Raw genomic sequence first — 13,735 nt, forward strand, 5'->3', positions numbered from 1 at the left:
GAATATTTAGGCAGAATATTATCAGCAAAGCCGTCCTCCCTTCCGCGCCATGAGAGAATTCCCCGAAGCCCTAGCTTACTTCAACGCCCCCGCCCCGCACCTCCCTTCGGCCGCCGGCGCCCCCGGCTGGGCCCCACCCCGGCCGGCCCCGCGCACGCTCGTGTTCTGCGGCTTCCAGATTGGCGAAGAGCCCGACCCGCGGCTCGGCGGCCACCCCGACCTGGTGTACTAGCCCTCCCCGGGCCCGCCGTTACCTTTGCGCCTTATGACGACCCGCTACATTTTTCTGGCCGCCGTGCTGCTGAGTGCCCTGGCCGTGGGGGCCTACGCCTGGCTGGGCGGGTTCCGGCCGGCCACCGCCGCCCTCGAAACCACCGGCGCGCCGGTGTTTCTGGCCGGGCAGGCCTACGCCGGCTCCGCGCAGGGCGACGGCTTCGGGCCCCTGTTCCGCCGGGCCAAGCAGGTGCTCGACGAAGGCCGCCTGCCCGGGACTGCCCTGGCCAACCTCTACTACAACAACCCCGAAACCGACCACGACACGGTGCGGGCCTTCATCGGCCTGGCGGTGGCCGACACGCTGCGGCCGCTGCCCGCCGGCCTGCGCTACCGCCTGGTGCCCGCCGGCCAGCGCGTGGTGGCCGCCCGCACCGCCGGCGTCAGCTTCCTGCTCTCGCCCAACAAGCTCTACCCCGCCGCCCAGGCCGTGGTGAAAGACCAAAAGCTGGCCCCGCGCGACTTCTACCTCGAACGCTTCGGCCCCGGCGAAACCGCCGAAGTGTGGGTGGGCGTGAAGTAGTACCGGTTTCCGGCCCGGGGCCCCAGCGCACTACTTGCCGAAGTAATAGGCCGCGCCCAGCTGGAAATTGCTCAGGCTGAAGCCCAGGTCGAAGGTGGAAACGTTGTTAAAATCGGTGGCGTACGAGAGGCCCCGCAGGGAGGCTTCCACCCCGAAGCGCGGGACGGGAAAGAAGGCCAGCCCCGGCGTCACGCTCAGGTAGCCTTGGTTAACGCCGTCGAAGACCCCCGGATTTGTGCGGGCGTAGCCCACGCTGCCCTGGCCGAATAAGGCGAATTTGTCGCCGCCCACAAAGCGGTAGTAGCGGGCAAATGGCCCCACGGCGAACGAATTGCCGCCGAAATAATCCGAGTTGCCGCCGTCGAGGCGGAGGCTGGCGCTAACGCCTACCACCAGGTTGTCGGCCACGAACTTGCCCACCGTGGGCGAGAGCTCAAACAAGTTACCTGACCCCTGGCTGCCGTGGCTTTCGTGGTGGTAGCCGATGGTGCCCGTCAGCAGGCCCCGGCCTTTGGTGAGCGGGGTTTGGGCGTGGGCCGCGCCGGCCGCCAGGGCCAGCAGCGCCAGCAGCGCCAGCAAAAGTACTTTTTTCATAAACGTGAAAAGGAAATATGGAATATTCTGGCGAACGCATCCTCTCCCCGTAAATTGTCATTGACAAACACAAAAAAAGGCCCTTCCAAACAATTGGAAGGGCCTTTTTGCGGGTCGGGGTGGCAGGATTCGAACCTACGGCCTCGTCGTCCCGAACGACGCGCGCTACCGGGCTGCGCTACACCCCGAAACCGGGGCCCGATGGGGCGGGCACCCGTTGCTATTTCCAATTCCCGCGGCCGAAAAAAGCCTCCGAACGCGAAGTTCGGAGGCTTTCAAGAGCGGCTGCCCTTGCAGTCGGAGTGGCAGGATTCGAACCTACGACCTCCAGCACCCCATGCTGGCGCGATACCAGGCTACGCTACACCCCGATGGGTAATTGGAGCGACAAAGGTAACGCTTTTGCTGCGCCCGGTGCAAACAGCGGCCAATTATTTTTTGCCGGGACCCGCCGCCACAGGGGCCGCCGCGCCCCGCATTCGCGTGATTGGCGGGGGGTTATGTACTTTTATCTCTGCCGTCGTTAGCGGTACTTTTTATTCTTTTGAACGTTATGAAAATTCTATTTTTTATCCTCTGCGGTGGCCTGCTGGCGCTCGCGCCGGCCACTACTCGGGCCCAAAGCAAGGCCCCGGCGGCCAAGCCCGCGGCCAAAGCCCCCCTAAAAACCGCCGCCCCCAAACCCGCCGCCCCGGGCGCGGCCGTGCCCAAAGCCGCGGCGGCCCCCGCCAACGCTGCGGCCGACGACGAGGCCCCCGCCCACGTGGCGCTGGCCCCCGCCACGCCGGCCGCCGACCCCACGGCCCTCAAAATCAAGGCGGAAATCAACCCCACCACCAAGCAGCTCGCGGTGCGCACCGACGTGCCGGGCCCCACCACCATCGAAGTGAACGACGCCACGGGCCGCCCGGTGCTCACGCGCAACGTCATGGCCAGCAACAAGGCCATTGACCTGAACGTGAGCCAGCTGCCCGCCGGCTACTACGTGGTGCACTGCACGGCCGGCCTGCGCTCGGGCATGCGCCGCGTCCACCTCGACTAGCGCCGGCGGGCCGGGCGGCCCCTAGCCGCGCGGCTCCAGCAGGTCCCAGCGGTTGCCGTACAGGTCCTCGAACACGGCCACGTGGCCGTAGGGCTCCGTGCGCGGCGTTTCGAGGAAGCGCAGGCCCCGGGCTTGCAGCGCGGCGTGGTCGCGCCAGAAATCGTCGGTGTGCAGGAACAGCCAGACGCGGCCGGCGCCCTGCCGGCCCACGGCCCGCTTTTCGTCGTCAGTATGGGCTTCGGCCAGCAGCAGGCCGCACCCCGCCGGGCCCGGCGGGGCCACCACCACCCAGCGCTTGCCTTCGCCCAGGGCCTGGTCGGCCGCGAGCGTGAAGCCCAGCACTTCGGTGTAGAAGGCAATGGCTTCGTCGTAGTCGCGGACGAGCACCGTGACGTGCGCCAGGCGCTGGTTCATAAACGGGTGGCTATAATTATTTAAGCTTCTTCGGCTTGTAGCTGCCGCTCGTACAGGGCCCGGTACAGGCCCTCGGGCTCGGCCATGAGGGCCTCGTGGGTGCCGTGCTGCACAATCACGCCGTCGTCGAGCACCAGGATGTCGTCGGCCAGCTTCACCGAGCTCACGCGGTGCGAGATGATGAGGCTGGTGCGGTCGGCCATGATGCGCTGGAGGGCCCCCAGGATGGTGTTCTCCGTCTTGGTATCGACGGCGGAGAGCGAGTCGTCCAGGATCAGGATTTTGGGCTCCTTCACCAGGGCCCGGGCCATGCTCACGCGCTGCTTCTGGCCGCCGCTCAGGGTGATGCCCCGCTCGCCCACTTTCGTGTCGAAGCCCTCGGGGAAGCCCATGATGTTGTCGTACACAGCCGCGTCGCGGGCGGCTTGCAGCATCTTTTCCTCCGACGGGTGGTCGAGGCCGAAGTTGATGTTGTGGCGGATGCTGTCCGAGAACAGGAACACGTCCTGCGGCACGTAGCCGATTTGCTCGCGCAGGTTGTCCAGGGCGTAGTCGCGCACGTCGAGGCCGTCAATCTCGATGTGGCCAGCCGTGGCATCGTACAGCCGGCAGAGCAGCGCGGCGATGGTGCTCTTGCCCGAGCCGGTGTTGCCGATGACGGCCAGCGTCTGGCCCGGGCGGATGCGGAAGCTGACGCCGTGCAGGGCCCGGATGCCGGTGTCGGGGTAGGTAAACGACACATTGTCGAACACGATGTCGCCCTGCATTTCGTGCTCCAGGTTTTGGCGCGACACAATGTCGGTTTTCTGGTCCAGGAACTCGTTGATGCGGGCCTGCGAAGCCTCGGCCCGCTGCACCAGCGACGACGTCCAGCCCAGGGCCGTGACCGGCCAGGTGAGCAGGTTCACGTAAATCAGGAACTCGGCGATGGTGCCCGTGGTGATGGTGCCGCGGATGACCTCCTGCCCCCCCACCCACACGGTGATGAGCGTGCTCAGGCCAATCAGGAACAGAATCAGCGGGAAAAACAGCGAGTTGACGAAGTTCAAATCCAGCGACTTCTCCTTGTACTCGTTGCTGGCCTTGGTGAACTGGGCGTGCGAATCGGCCTGCCGGGAAAACGATTTCAGCACCCGAATGCCCGAAAAGGCTTCCTGGGTGAAGGTGGTCATGGCGGCCAGCGAGCGTTGAATCTGGTCGGACTTGCGCTCGATTAAGTTGTTGACGTAAAAGATGCTGACCGAGAGCAGCGGCAGCGGGGCCAGCGTGTAGAGCGTGAGCTTGACGTTGACGAGCAGCATGAGCGGCACGATGAGCACGAACAGCAGCACGAGCTGCAAAAAGTACATGATGCCGGGGCCCAGGTACATGCGCACGCGGCCCACGTCTTCGCTGATGCGCGACATGAGGTCGCCGGTGCTGTGGCGGCGGTAGAAGCTGAGCGGCAGCGACTGGTAGTGCAGGTAAATCTGGTTCTTCTGGTCGTTTTCGACGAGGCGCGACATCACGATGAGCGTCTGGCGCATGAAGAACAAAAAGATTCCCCGCAGCAGCGCCAGCACGATGATGAGCACCCCGTAGAACAGCACGTTGCGCCCGAACAGCGAGTACACCGCCTGCTGGGACTGGGTGCCGGCAAAGAGGCGGTACAAGTCGATGCCCTCGCTGACCAAATCGAAGGCGTAGCGCACGAGCTGGGCCGGCCAGATGGTGAGCAGCGTGCTCAGGGCCACGAACAGCAGCCCCCCCAGGAAGTGCCATTTGTAACGGTAAATGAAGGGGTTGACGGCGGTGAGGGCACGCACGGGCAAGCGAAAAAAAGGGCGGGATCGGAAAAAACGGGGTACTTTTGTGGCCGCAACGCGGAACGATGCCCGCCGTTGATGCCCTCTGGAAACGGGCCGGCGGGCACATGGTTCCGCCGGATCCGGGGGCCCCAGCCAGAACCCGTGCCCCGCCGCAAAGTTACGCCCGGGCGGCAACGCCGGGCCCCGCCCCGGCGTTGCCGCCCGCCAAACCGCCAATTCCGATTCCTTTTTATCCAATGCTGAACCGCCGCCTCCTTCGCATCAAAGTCATGCAATCCCTGTACGCCTACCACCAGGCGGCCGGGGCCGATTTGGGGCTGGCCCAGGACCGCATCGCCGAAGCCTTCGAGCCCGACCTGAACGCCGAAGTGGCCCCCGACCGCCGCCAGCTCGAAGGCCAGCGCAAGCTGGGCGAGGCCCGCTTCCGCGAGTGGCACCGCACCCACGAGGCCCCCGAGAAAACCGACGATAAGGCCGTGGACGAGGCCCTGAACGACGCCATCCGCTACTACCAGGACCAGGTGAAGAAAGACGCCAAGTTCTTCGGCGGGCAGCTGCTGGCCGGGGCCGAAAGCATCCACGACCAGTACCTGCACCTGCTGAACCTGCCCGCCTCGCTGCTGCAAGTGCTGGAAGAAGACAACGACCGCGAGGCCCGCCGCCGCCTGGGCCCCCGCGAAAACGCCCTGGACACCAGCCGCCTGGCGGGCAGCACCGCCATCGCCAAGCTCATGGCCAACGAGCAGCTGCAGAGCCTCACCATCCGGCGCAAGCTGCAATGGCTGGGCACCGAAGAGCTGGAGGCCCTGCGCCGGGCCTGGCGCGACGAGATGAGCGGCCACCCCACGGTGCTGGCCTACCTGAAGGGCCAGCCCCTGGCCGCCGCCACCCTGGCCACCGCCGACGCAGAAACCGATAGCCCCGCCGAAACCGACGCGGACGGCGGCGATGAGGCTGCCACCGACGAGGCCCCGGCTTCTACCCTCGCCGCCAGCGGCGAAGAAGCCGAGTACGAGGCCGACCTGGAATTTCTGCGCTTTCTGTACAAGGAGTTTGTGTTCAGGGGTGTGGAGTTGCCCCGCCAGCTGGAGAGCGACGACTTGAATTGGGAAGAAAACCGGCCCATCGTGCGCAACCTGGTGCTCAAAACCCTGAAGATGCTGCCCTACGCGGCCACCGACCAGCAGGAGCTGATGAACCTGAGCGCCAACTGGGCCGACGACCGCGAATTTGCCGAAACCCTGTACCAGCAGACGCTGGCTGACGACGCCAAGGCGGAGGCCCTTATCGCCGGGTCGGTGCAGAACTGGGACGTGGAGCGCGTGGCCCTGCTCGACAAAATCATCCTCAAGATGGCCCTGTGCGAAATGCAGCTTTTCCGCGGCATTCCGGTGAAGGTGACCATCAACGAGTACATCGAAATCAGCAAGGTGTACAGCACCCCCAAAAGCAAGCAGTTCGTGAACGGCGTGCTCGACAAGCTGGCCCAGGACCTGGCCGCCAGCGGCGAGATTCGCAAATCGGGCCGCGGCCTGCTCGACAACCAGTAGTTGCGCCGTCGGGCCCCGGGCATCTTGAAGGCCGTATATTTCGTAAAACCGCGCATTTTCCACCCTTCCTCTCCCGCATCATGGCTGGCAAAACCACCACCGGCATTCTGTGTTTCACGGGCGGGGCCCTCACCGGGGCCCTCTTTGGCCTGCTCTACGCGCCCGAAACGGGCCGCGAAACCCGCTCCTGGCTGAGCTACCAGCTCGAAAAGTCCCGCGCCATGCTCGCCGACCTCGCCGAAGGCCTCGTCACGAGCCGCGAGGCGGGCGCGTCGTCGGCCAAAACCGAGGGCCAGCGCGTCATCTCCGACGCCCGCGACAAAGCCGAGCAGCTGCTCGGCGACGTGGACCAGCTCATCAACCAAATCAACTCCCGCAAGGGCGCTTAATTTCAATGGGTGAATGGGTGAATGAGTGAATGAGTGGACGGAACCCGGTGCAGAGAAATCCCCTGGGCCCCAGCCACTCATTCACTCATTCACCCATTCACCCATTCACTCATTGAAAAAATGCACCTAGTAACCCTCATTCCCGGCGACGGCATCGGGCCGGAAATCACCAAAGCTGTTACTGATATTTTCGCCGCCGCGCAGGTGCCCGTGCAATGGGAAGAGCAGAACGCCGGCCAAACCACGTTCGACCAGTCGGGCGAGCTGATTCCGGTGGCGCTGCTCAAGTCGCTGGAGAAGAATAAGGTAGCCCTCAAGGGGCCCATTACCACGCCGGTGGGCAAGGGCTTCCGCAGCATCAACGTGACGCTGCGCCAGAAGTACGACCTCTACCAGAACGTGCGGCCCAGCAAAACCACGCCCGGCATCCACACCCGCTACGAAGGCATCGACCTGGTGCTGTTTCGCGAGAACACCGAGGGCCTGTACTCGGGCCTGGAGGTGTTCGACGAGCGCCTGGGCATCGCCGATTCCATTGCCCGGGTGACGGTGGAGGGCAGCCGCAAAATTTGCCGCGCCGCCTTTGCCTACGCCAACCGCCACGGCCGCAAAAAAGTGACGCTGGCCCACAAGGCCAACATCATTAAGATGGCCGGCACCATTATGATCAACGCCTGCAAAGAGGCGTCGCTGGAGTTTCCGCACATCGTGTTCGAAGACAAAATCATCGACAACATGTGCATGCAGCTGGTGAGCAAGCCCGAGCAGTTCGACGTGATTGTGACCACCAACCTGTTCGGCGACCTGCTCTCCGACCTGTGCGCCGGCCTGGTGGGCGGCCTGGGCGTGGTGGCCGGGGCCAACATCGGCGACAACATGGCCATTTTTGAGGCCGTGCACGGCTCGGCCCCCGACATTGCCGGGCAGGGCAAGGCCAACCCCACGGCCCTGCTGCGCTCGGCCATCATGATGCTGCACCACCTGGGCGAGCACGTCGTCGCCGACCGCCTCGACAAGGCCCTGGACGACACGCTGCTGCACCAGGAGCAGTGCACCGGCGACCTGGGCGGCCGCGCCACCACCAGCGAATTCACCCAGCACATCATCGACAAGCTGTAGGGTCACACTGTTGGTTGTCGGTTGGTGGTTGTCAGTTGTTAGGTTACCAGGCCGGACAACTGACAACCACCGACTGACAGCTAAAAACCAATTAACATGAAAGTAACCTCCCTTCTGGCCGCGGCCCTGCTGCTGGCCGCCTGCAACCGCGACAAAACCGCCGACGTGGGCACCCAAGGCATGAACGCCGCCGCCAACCAGGCCGCCGATGCCACCGCCAACCCCGCCGTGGACAACCCCAACGTGGTGAAGGAAAACGAAACGCCGAACCCCGACGCCCCGGTGATGAGCTTCGCTGAGCAGGAGTTTGATTTTAAGGACATTGCGGCCGACAGCAAGGTGCACCACACCTTCAACTTCACCAACACCGGCAAGTCGCCGCTGCTCATCGCCGACGCCACCGCTTCGTGCGGCTGCACCACCCCCAACTGGACCAAAGACCCCATTGCCCCCGGGGCCAAGGGCACGCTGGAAGTGCAGTTCGACAGCCACGGCAAGCAGGGCCTCATCAGCAAGCAGGTGAACGTGCGGGCCAATACCCAGCCCAGCATCACCACCATCACCATCAAAGGCAACGTGCTAACCGGCACTACTGCCGCCAACTAAACCCGCCATTACGTTTGATTCCATGCTGAACCTCACCTTGTTGCTGCAAGCCCCGGCGGCCGACTACACCCAGTTTCTGTTTCCGGTCGCCATCGCGGCGGTGGTATACTTTTTCATGATTCGGCCCCAGCAAAAGCGCTCCGCCGACACCAAGAAGTTCCGGCAGGCCCTCGCCAAGGGCGCGCGCGTGGTCACCATCGGCGGCCTGCACGGGCTGGTGATTGAGCTGACCGAGGAGACGGTAGTAGTGGAGGTGGACCGCGGCGTGAAGCTGCGCTTCGACCGCTCGGCCATTGCCCGTGAGGTGGGCACCAAGGCCCCGGCCGAAACCATCGCCTAGCCCATGCCAACCCCGTGGGCGCGGGCCGGCCGGCTGGGCCGCTGGCTCGTGGAGCCGTTCACCGGCCAGGAGCCCGGCTTTTACCAGGCGGCGGCCGTGTGCCTGCTGGCGGCGGTCGTGTTCTGGCAAATGAACGCGCTGAACAAAACGTACAGCACCCGCCTCAGCTGCCCGCTCGTCTGGCGCTACGACACGGCGCACTACGTGTCGCTGCGGCCGCTGCCGGCGGCCGTGCCGGTGGTCGTTACTGGCCAGGGCTGGCGCTTGCTGCGGGCCAACCTGGGCATGGGCCTGCACCCGGCCGAGCTGCGGCCGGTGCCCCGCCCCGGCACCCGCTACCTGGCCGCCAGCACCTGGCAGCGCAGCCTGCAAACGGCCCTCGAAGGCCTGCAAGTGGACGAGTGGGCCAGCGATACCCTGCGCCTGACCTTTGACCGCTACGCCACGCGCCGGCTGCCGCTGGCCCTGGCCGCGCCCGACTCGGGCCGGGCCCCGGCCTTCACGGCGCACTTCGAGCCGGCCGCTCTTTCGTTCCGGGGGCCCGCCAGCGTGGTGGCCCGCCTGCCCAGCCCCTACCCGGTGGCGCTGCCCGCCGGCACGGGCCCCGGCGCGGCGCGGCTGGCCGTGCGGGCCCCGGCGCTGGTGCGGCCCGCCGCGGCCCAGGTGCAGGCCGAGCTGCGGGCCCGTTAAGCAATGAGCTGTTAGCTGATAGCTATTAGCTGATAGCTTTCGTCCTGATTTTCGATGGCTTACAGTATGCGTAATATGCGTTTACTTATGCCTGCTTAATTATTTCCACTTCTCCCAGATCATCAGCATGTTACGCATCGGCATCACCGGCGGCATCGGGTCGGGCAAAAGCGTGGTGAGCCGCGTGTTTGGCCTGCTGGGCATCCCCGTGTACGACTCCGACCAGCGGGCCCGCTGGGTGATGGAGCACGACGCGCTGCTGCGCGGGCAGCTGCTGGCCGCCTTCGGGCCCGAAGCCTACACGCCGGCCGGCCAGCTCAACCGGCCCGGGCTGGCCCGCACCGTGTTTGGCGACCCGGCGCGGCTGGCGCAGCTCAACGCGCTGGTGCACCCGCGGGTGGGCAAGGATTTTGCCCGCTGGGCAGCCGCCCGGCAAGCCGCCGGGGCCCCCTATATCCTCAAAGAGGCGGCCCTGCTTTTTGAGTCGGGTGCGTACCAAACCCTCGATTACGTCGTCACCGTGGCCGCGCCGCTGGCCGTGCGCGAGGCCCGCGTGCTGCGCCGCGACCCCCACCGCACCGCAGCGGATGTGCAGGCCATCATCGGCAAGCAGCTGGGCGAAGAAGAGCGCCAGCAGCGGGCCAATTACGTGGTGCACAACGATGACGTGCAGCTGGTGCTGCCCCAGGTGCTGGCGCTGGACGCGAAAATCAGGCGGTTGTCGCTAATAGAAAGCGAAGGCTGAACCAGCGAAAAAACTGCTTTCCCGCCTCCGCTCGCCGCTTCCAATTATTACCCTTTACCGAATAATCGGGGAGCGCTCGAAGGGCCGGGTGCGGTCGAACAGGAAGCGGTAGGTGGCGTGGGTTTTACGGATTTTGGCCCCAATGGAGCGCGTGGTGACCAGCATCCGCGGGTTGAAGTCGCCAATCCAGTTCATTTCAATGTCGGTGTAGCCGCCCGAGATGAACCGTTTTTGGGCGTCCAGAATCAGGGCCGAATCGAGGCCCGTGCCCTGGTGGGCCGGTACCACCCCGTAGATGATGCCGAGCATTTTCTTGTCGCGGCGGCGGCCGTAGCGCCACTGCTGCCACACGAAGCGCAGCTTGCCCAGCAGGTCGAGGCGGCGGCCCACGTGCTTGAAAATCTGGTTCAGCTCGGGCAGGCTCAGGAAAAAGGCCACCGGCTCGTCGTCGTGGTAGGCAAAGGCCAGCAGGCGCTCGTCGAGCACGGGCGTCATTTCGCGCACCAGGTCGCGGGCCTGGTCGAGGCTCATGGGCTTCACGCCCGCGTGGCGGCCCCAGGCCAGGTTGTACACGTGGTGGAAATCCTGGGCCAGCTTTTCAGGCGCGGCCTTGCGGCCGTGGGCGAAGCGGTAGCGCGGGTCGGCTTCAAACCCGGCCAGGCGCTTGGCAAAGCTGGGATGCAGCTCCGTAAGGACCGGCCGGGCGCAGGTGAACTGCTTGAAATACACTTCAAACCCGTAGCCCTCGAACAAGGCTTGGTAGTACGGCGGGTGCCAGAACATGCCGTAGTTAGGCTCCCATTCAAAACCGTCAATCAGCACGCCCCAGAACCGGTCCCGCTCGCCGAAGTTGATGGGGCCGTCCATGGCCTGCATGCCCCGCGCCGCCAGCCAGGCGCGGCCCGCGTCGAAGAGCAGGCCGGCCGCCACCGGGTCGTTGGGGGCCTCGAAGAAGCCGAGGCCGCCGGTGGGCAGGTCGGGGTTTTTCACGTCCACCGCCTCGCGGTTGAGGAAGGCGGCCACCCGGCCCACGGCGATGCCCTCGGCGTCGAGCAGCACCCAGCGCACGGCTTCGCCGGTGGCCAGGTTGGGGTTTTTCAGGGGGTCGAACACGGCCTCGATTTCGTTGTCGAGCGGGCCGATGTACTGCGGGCGGTGGCCATGCAGTCGCTGCGGCACGGCCAGGAACAGCCCGTGCCAGGCCAGCGAGTCAACTTCGTGCAGGGTGTAGCTCATCGGCGCAAAAGTACAAGGGCACGGGCCCCGCGGCACTTCCCGGCCCCAAAAGCGGGCGGCTAAAAATCGCTGGGGACCTTGCTGGCCTTGGCGGGCATCAACGTCATGGCTTCTTGCAGGTCCGCTACCAAGTGCCGGGCCTCGCGCGTGGCTTCTACTTTAAGGTCGCGCCAGGGCTTGGTACTCCCGATGCCTACGTAGCCGTACAGACTGGCTTTATCCTGCTCCAGTGGGCCACCCGACCGCATGTTGGGTACCCCAGCGGCATCGTGGGCCAAGTCAGTGAGGACGTATTTGTAGCGGCCGTCTTTCACGTAGATGGTGAGGGTGTGCCGCACCACGCCGGCGTAGCTACTGCGCAACACGCCCGCGTAGGGGGTGCGCACCCGAGCGATGCGGGCGCTTTTCACGGTTATTTGCGCTTGGTCTTGCAGTTGCACTACGTCGTCTTTCAGGGGGTACGCCCGCGCGACCCAGGCGCGGGCGCGGGCGTACAGATCGGCTTGGCTCACGCCTGGCACGGGCACCACCCCTTCGTAAGCGATGCGCTGGGTTTGGGGGTCGAGGGGCAGCGGCGCAGCGTCGTCGGGGTCGTAGTCGCTCAGCGCCCGTACCGGGACCAGGTACAGAAACCCCTCCCGCTTAGCCACTACCCACCGGGGCGAGAATTTACCCACCACCACCACCTCTTCCTGGCTGGGCACTAGCACGGCGGGCCGGCCCGCCGTGTCGGCGGCGCTGCGGTACAGCGGCGCTTTCACCAGCCCCACGTGGCAGGCAATGGGCGGCGTGGTGGCCACCAGCTTTTGGGCAGTAGCGGCCACGGGCAACAGCAGCGAAAGAAATAGCGAAAAAGCTTTCATTAATCCCAAGCACCAAGCGCGAATACGCCGCAAAATAGCACGCGCTTAACGGACCTAACCGACCGTAACCAATCAGCGGACGGAGAAAAAAAACAGCCACTCAGAATAAATTCTAAGTGGCTATCAATCAATGTGGGAAGTAAAGGATTCGAACCTTCGACCTCTGGCGTGTGAAGCAAGCGCTCTAAACCAACTGAGCTAACCTCCCGGGGTATCGAGTCAAACCAACGTTCAACCCAAAATCAAAACTACTGCTTTATTTATGTGCTAACTGACTAGTTATCAATGTGGGAGATACTGGGTTCGAACCAGTGACCCTCTGCTTGTAAGGCAGATGCTCTGAACCAGCTGAGCTAATCTCCCGGGGATTTTCGTTTGGGATTGCAAAGATGGAGGATTTTTTTCGGTTGGGCCAACTGGAAGGAGCGGCGAAAGACGTTTTTCGGTTGAATCTTTCCCCAATCACGAGGCAAGCCATTTATTTTCAGTCGAATAAATTTTTGTTTTTTCAGATTAAACGCTCCGCGGAACGGCTGGAACGTAATGGCCTGACTTCCGTTAAACACCCGGCAACTGTGCCCTTTCTCACCCTTCTTCCCCACCATGGACGCGCAACTCTTAAAGAACTATTCAGAAGCCGAAAAAACGGCTTACCTCAGCGCCGTCGCTAGCTTGGCCACCGCTGACCGACAGGCGTCGGGCAACGAAACCCAGTTTTTGCAGGGCCTGGCCCAGCAAGCGGGGCTGTCGGACGACAGCACGCAACAGGTGCTGGCCGCCGCCCAAGACTCTAATAACCAAACCATCCAGCAAAACCTGGACGTGTTGAAGAACAGCGACCTGCGCTTTTCCCTCATCACCGACCTCATCAGCTTCTCCCGCGCCGACGGGGCCTACTCCAACGACGAAGAGGCGATGGTGGGCAAAATGGCCGCCTACCTGGGCATCAACACCGACCAGAAACAAACCTTGGAAAAGGTGGTGGACCAAGCCGCCAACGTGCCCCACGACCCCCAGGACCCGGCCAAAGAAGGCTTCTTCGACCGCATCGGCGACACGCTCTCCGGCGCGGGCATCCCCAAAGGAGCCCTGATGGGCGGCTTATTAGGCGTGGTGGCCCCCATGGTGCTCTCGCGCATAAGCGGCGGCGGTAACAACCAATCGAATAGTTCGAGCGGCGGCTTGGGCGGGCTGTTGGGCGGTAGCATGGGCGGCCTGCTCGGCGGTGCCACCCAAGGCGGTATGGGCGGCATGCTCGGGGGCCTGCTGGGCAGCGTGATGGGCGGCGGCCAGGGCAACAGCCAAGGCTCGGCCATCGGCAGCGGGGGCCTGGGCTCGATTATGTCCGTGCTGGGGGGACTGGGCGGCCAGCCCAACTCGCAGCCGGCCAGCGCGGGCGGCAGCGGCCTGGGCGGCCTGCTCAGCGGCGGCATGGGCAGCCTGCTGGGCGGCATCTTCGGTGGCAACCGCTAGCGGCCAGCAACGAAACTACAGCACCCAAAAAAAGCGGCTCCATCTGGAGCCGCTTTTTTTGGGTGCTGAC

Annotated in this window: 16 protein-coding genes and 4 tRNA genes; 11 read left to right on the plus strand and 9 right to left on the minus strand. The window is 64.5% G+C overall.

Going from position 1 to position 13,735, the window contains the following annotated elements:
- Window positions 1–49 precede the first annotated feature (49 nt).
- Both HNP98_RS10390 and HNP98_RS10395 read left to right on the plus strand, forming a co-directional pair.
- Window positions 50–232, plus strand: a complete 183-nt coding sequence (locus HNP98_RS10390; RefSeq protein ID WP_173810008.1) for a hypothetical protein — start codon at window positions 50–52, stop codon at window positions 230–232.
- A gap of 33 nt (window positions 233–265) precedes the next feature.
- Entirely contained in the window at window positions 266–796 is a 531-nt protein-coding gene (locus HNP98_RS10395) for a GyrI-like domain-containing protein (protein ID WP_173810009.1), read from the plus strand.
- Between the two features lie 30 nt (window positions 797–826).
- Here the strand turns inward: HNP98_RS10395 and HNP98_RS10400 are convergent, their stop codons facing one another.
- From HNP98_RS10400 to HNP98_RS10410, 3 genes are all read right to left on the minus strand, one after another.
- Complete coding sequence (locus HNP98_RS10400; RefSeq protein ID WP_173810010.1) at window positions 827–1,390, minus strand: hypothetical protein; 564 nt, start codon at window positions 1,388–1,390, stop codon at window positions 827–829.
- 114 nt (window positions 1,391–1,504) lie between these two features.
- Window positions 1,505–1,578: transfer RNA gene (locus HNP98_RS10405), tRNA-Pro, on the minus strand.
- 109 nt (window positions 1,579–1,687) lie between these two features.
- Window positions 1,688–1,761: transfer RNA gene (locus tag HNP98_RS10410), tRNA-Pro, on the minus strand.
- A gap of 182 nt (window positions 1,762–1,943) precedes the next feature.
- Here HNP98_RS10410 and HNP98_RS10415 point away from each other — a divergent pair.
- Entirely contained in the window at window positions 1,944–2,432 is a 489-nt protein-coding gene (locus HNP98_RS10415) for a T9SS type A sorting domain-containing protein (protein WP_173810011.1), read from the plus strand.
- Window positions 2,433–2,453: 21 nt separating this feature from the next.
- Here the strand turns inward: HNP98_RS10415 and HNP98_RS10420 are convergent, their stop codons facing one another.
- Together HNP98_RS10420 and HNP98_RS10425 are read right to left on the minus strand one after the other, a co-directional pair.
- Window positions 2,454–2,846 (minus strand): VOC family protein, encoded by a 393-nt coding sequence (locus tag HNP98_RS10420; protein WP_173810012.1) that lies wholly within the window; start codon window positions 2,844–2,846, stop codon window positions 2,454–2,456.
- 20 nt (window positions 2,847–2,866) lie between these two features.
- Window positions 2,867–4,651 (minus strand): ABC transporter ATP-binding protein, encoded by a 1,785-nt coding sequence (locus HNP98_RS10425; protein WP_173810013.1) that lies wholly within the window; start codon window positions 4,649–4,651, stop codon window positions 2,867–2,869.
- Between the two features lie 239 nt (window positions 4,652–4,890).
- On the opposite strand from HNP98_RS10425, the gene nusB reads away from it, so the two are divergent.
- From nusB to coaE, 7 genes are all read left to right on the plus strand, one after another.
- Window positions 4,891–6,204 (plus strand): transcription antitermination factor NusB, encoded by a 1,314-nt coding sequence (gene nusB, locus HNP98_RS21885; RefSeq protein ID WP_246275077.1) that lies wholly within the window; start codon window positions 4,891–4,893, stop codon window positions 6,202–6,204.
- Window positions 6,205–6,284: 80 nt separating this feature from the next.
- The gene (locus HNP98_RS10435; protein ID WP_173810014.1) at window positions 6,285–6,593 is read left to right on the plus strand and encodes a YtxH domain-containing protein; all 309 of its coding nucleotides are present in this window, start codon (window positions 6,285–6,287) and stop codon (window positions 6,591–6,593) included.
- 120 nt (window positions 6,594–6,713) lie between these two features.
- Entirely contained in the window at window positions 6,714–7,712 is a 999-nt protein-coding gene (locus HNP98_RS10440) for an isocitrate/isopropylmalate dehydrogenase family protein (protein WP_173810015.1), read from the plus strand.
- 96 nt (window positions 7,713–7,808) lie between these two features.
- Complete coding sequence (locus HNP98_RS10445) at window positions 7,809–8,318, plus strand: DUF1573 domain-containing protein (protein WP_173810016.1); 510 nt, start codon at window positions 7,809–7,811, stop codon at window positions 8,316–8,318.
- 22 nt (window positions 8,319–8,340) lie between these two features.
- Window positions 8,341–8,658 carry a preprotein translocase subunit YajC gene (gene yajC, locus HNP98_RS10450; protein WP_173810017.1) on the plus strand — a complete coding sequence of 106 codons (318 nt, stop codon included), beginning with the start codon at window positions 8,341–8,343 and terminating at the stop codon, window positions 8,656–8,658.
- Between the two features lie 3 nt (window positions 8,659–8,661).
- Window positions 8,662–9,348, plus strand: coding sequence for a hypothetical protein (locus HNP98_RS10455; RefSeq protein ID WP_173810018.1), 687 nt, complete (start codon window positions 8,662–8,664; stop codon window positions 9,346–9,348).
- A 127-nt stretch (window positions 9,349–9,475) separates the two neighbouring features.
- Entirely contained in the window at window positions 9,476–10,093 is a 618-nt protein-coding gene (coaE, locus tag HNP98_RS10460) for a dephospho-CoA kinase (RefSeq protein WP_173810019.1), read from the plus strand.
- A 54-nt stretch (window positions 10,094–10,147) separates the two neighbouring features.
- On the opposite strand, the gene HNP98_RS10465 is transcribed toward coaE, so the two are convergent.
- From HNP98_RS10465 to HNP98_RS10480, 4 genes are all read right to left on the minus strand, one after another.
- On the minus strand, window positions 10,148–11,329 hold the full coding sequence (locus HNP98_RS10465) for a hypothetical protein (protein WP_173810020.1): 1,182 nt from the start codon (window positions 11,327–11,329) through the stop codon (window positions 10,148–10,150).
- A 59-nt stretch (window positions 11,330–11,388) separates the two neighbouring features.
- Window positions 11,389–12,192, minus strand: coding sequence for a DUF4468 domain-containing protein (locus HNP98_RS10470; RefSeq protein ID WP_173810021.1), 804 nt, complete (start codon window positions 12,190–12,192; stop codon window positions 11,389–11,391).
- 133 nt (window positions 12,193–12,325) lie between these two features.
- Window positions 12,326–12,400 (minus strand) — tRNA-Val (locus HNP98_RS10475).
- Window positions 12,401–12,480: 80 nt separating this feature from the next.
- A tRNA-Val gene (locus HNP98_RS10480) sits at window positions 12,481–12,555 on the minus strand.
- A 240-nt stretch (window positions 12,556–12,795) separates the two neighbouring features.
- On the opposite strand from HNP98_RS10480, the gene HNP98_RS10485 reads away from it, so the two are divergent.
- Window positions 12,796–13,665, plus strand: coding sequence for a TerB family tellurite resistance protein (locus HNP98_RS10485; RefSeq protein WP_173810022.1), 870 nt, complete (start codon window positions 12,796–12,798; stop codon window positions 13,663–13,665).
- The last annotated feature ends 70 nt before the right edge of the window (window positions 13,666–13,735 follow it).

The sequence above is a fragment of the Hymenobacter caeli genome (assembly GCF_013294115.1).
In the GTDB taxonomy this organism is placed as follows: domain Bacteria; phylum Bacteroidota; class Bacteroidia; order Cytophagales; family Hymenobacteraceae; genus Hymenobacter; species Hymenobacter caeli.

Excerpts from the sequence above, each read along its gene's own strand:
- coaE (WP_173810019.1), top strand. The coding sequence starts at position 9,476 with ATGTTACGCATCGGCATCACCGGCGGCATCGGGTCGGGCAAAAGCGTG.
- HNP98_RS10435 (WP_173810014.1), top strand. The coding sequence starts at position 6,285 with ATGGCTGGCAAAACCACCACCGGCATTCTGTGTTTCACGGGCGGGGCC.
- HNP98_RS10400 (WP_173810010.1), bottom strand. The coding sequence starts at position 1,390 with ATGAAAAAAGTACTTTTGCTGGCGCTGCTGGCGCTGCTGGCCCTGGCG.
- HNP98_RS10470 (WP_173810021.1), bottom strand. The coding sequence starts at position 12,192 with ATGAAAGCTTTTTCGCTATTTCTTTCGCTGCTGTTGCCCGTGGCCGCT.
- HNP98_RS10440 (WP_173810015.1), top strand. The coding sequence starts at position 6,714 with ATGCACCTAGTAACCCTCATTCCCGGCGACGGCATCGGGCCGGAAATC.
- HNP98_RS10415 (WP_173810011.1), top strand. The coding sequence starts at position 1,944 with ATGAAAATTCTATTTTTTATCCTCTGCGGTGGCCTGCTGGCGCTCGCG.
- yajC (WP_173810017.1), top strand. The coding sequence starts at position 8,341 with ATGCTGAACCTCACCTTGTTGCTGCAAGCCCCGGCGGCCGACTACACC.
- HNP98_RS10455 (WP_173810018.1), top strand. The coding sequence starts at position 8,662 with ATGCCAACCCCGTGGGCGCGGGCCGGCCGGCTGGGCCGCTGGCTCGTG.
- HNP98_RS10395 (WP_173810009.1), top strand. The coding sequence starts at position 266 with ATGACGACCCGCTACATTTTTCTGGCCGCCGTGCTGCTGAGTGCCCTG.
- HNP98_RS10445 (WP_173810016.1), top strand. The coding sequence starts at position 7,809 with ATGAAAGTAACCTCCCTTCTGGCCGCGGCCCTGCTGCTGGCCGCCTGC.
- HNP98_RS10485 (WP_173810022.1), top strand. The coding sequence starts at position 12,796 with ATGGACGCGCAACTCTTAAAGAACTATTCAGAAGCCGAAAAAACGGCT.
- HNP98_RS10465 (WP_173810020.1), bottom strand. The coding sequence starts at position 11,329 with ATGAGCTACACCCTGCACGAAGTTGACTCGCTGGCCTGGCACGGGCTG.
- nusB (WP_246275077.1), top strand. The coding sequence starts at position 4,891 with ATGCTGAACCGCCGCCTCCTTCGCATCAAAGTCATGCAATCCCTGTAC.
- HNP98_RS10390 (WP_173810008.1), top strand. The coding sequence starts at position 50 with ATGAGAGAATTCCCCGAAGCCCTAGCTTACTTCAACGCCCCCGCCCCG.
- HNP98_RS10420 (WP_173810012.1), bottom strand. The coding sequence starts at position 2,846 with ATGAACCAGCGCCTGGCGCACGTCACGGTGCTCGTCCGCGACTACGAC.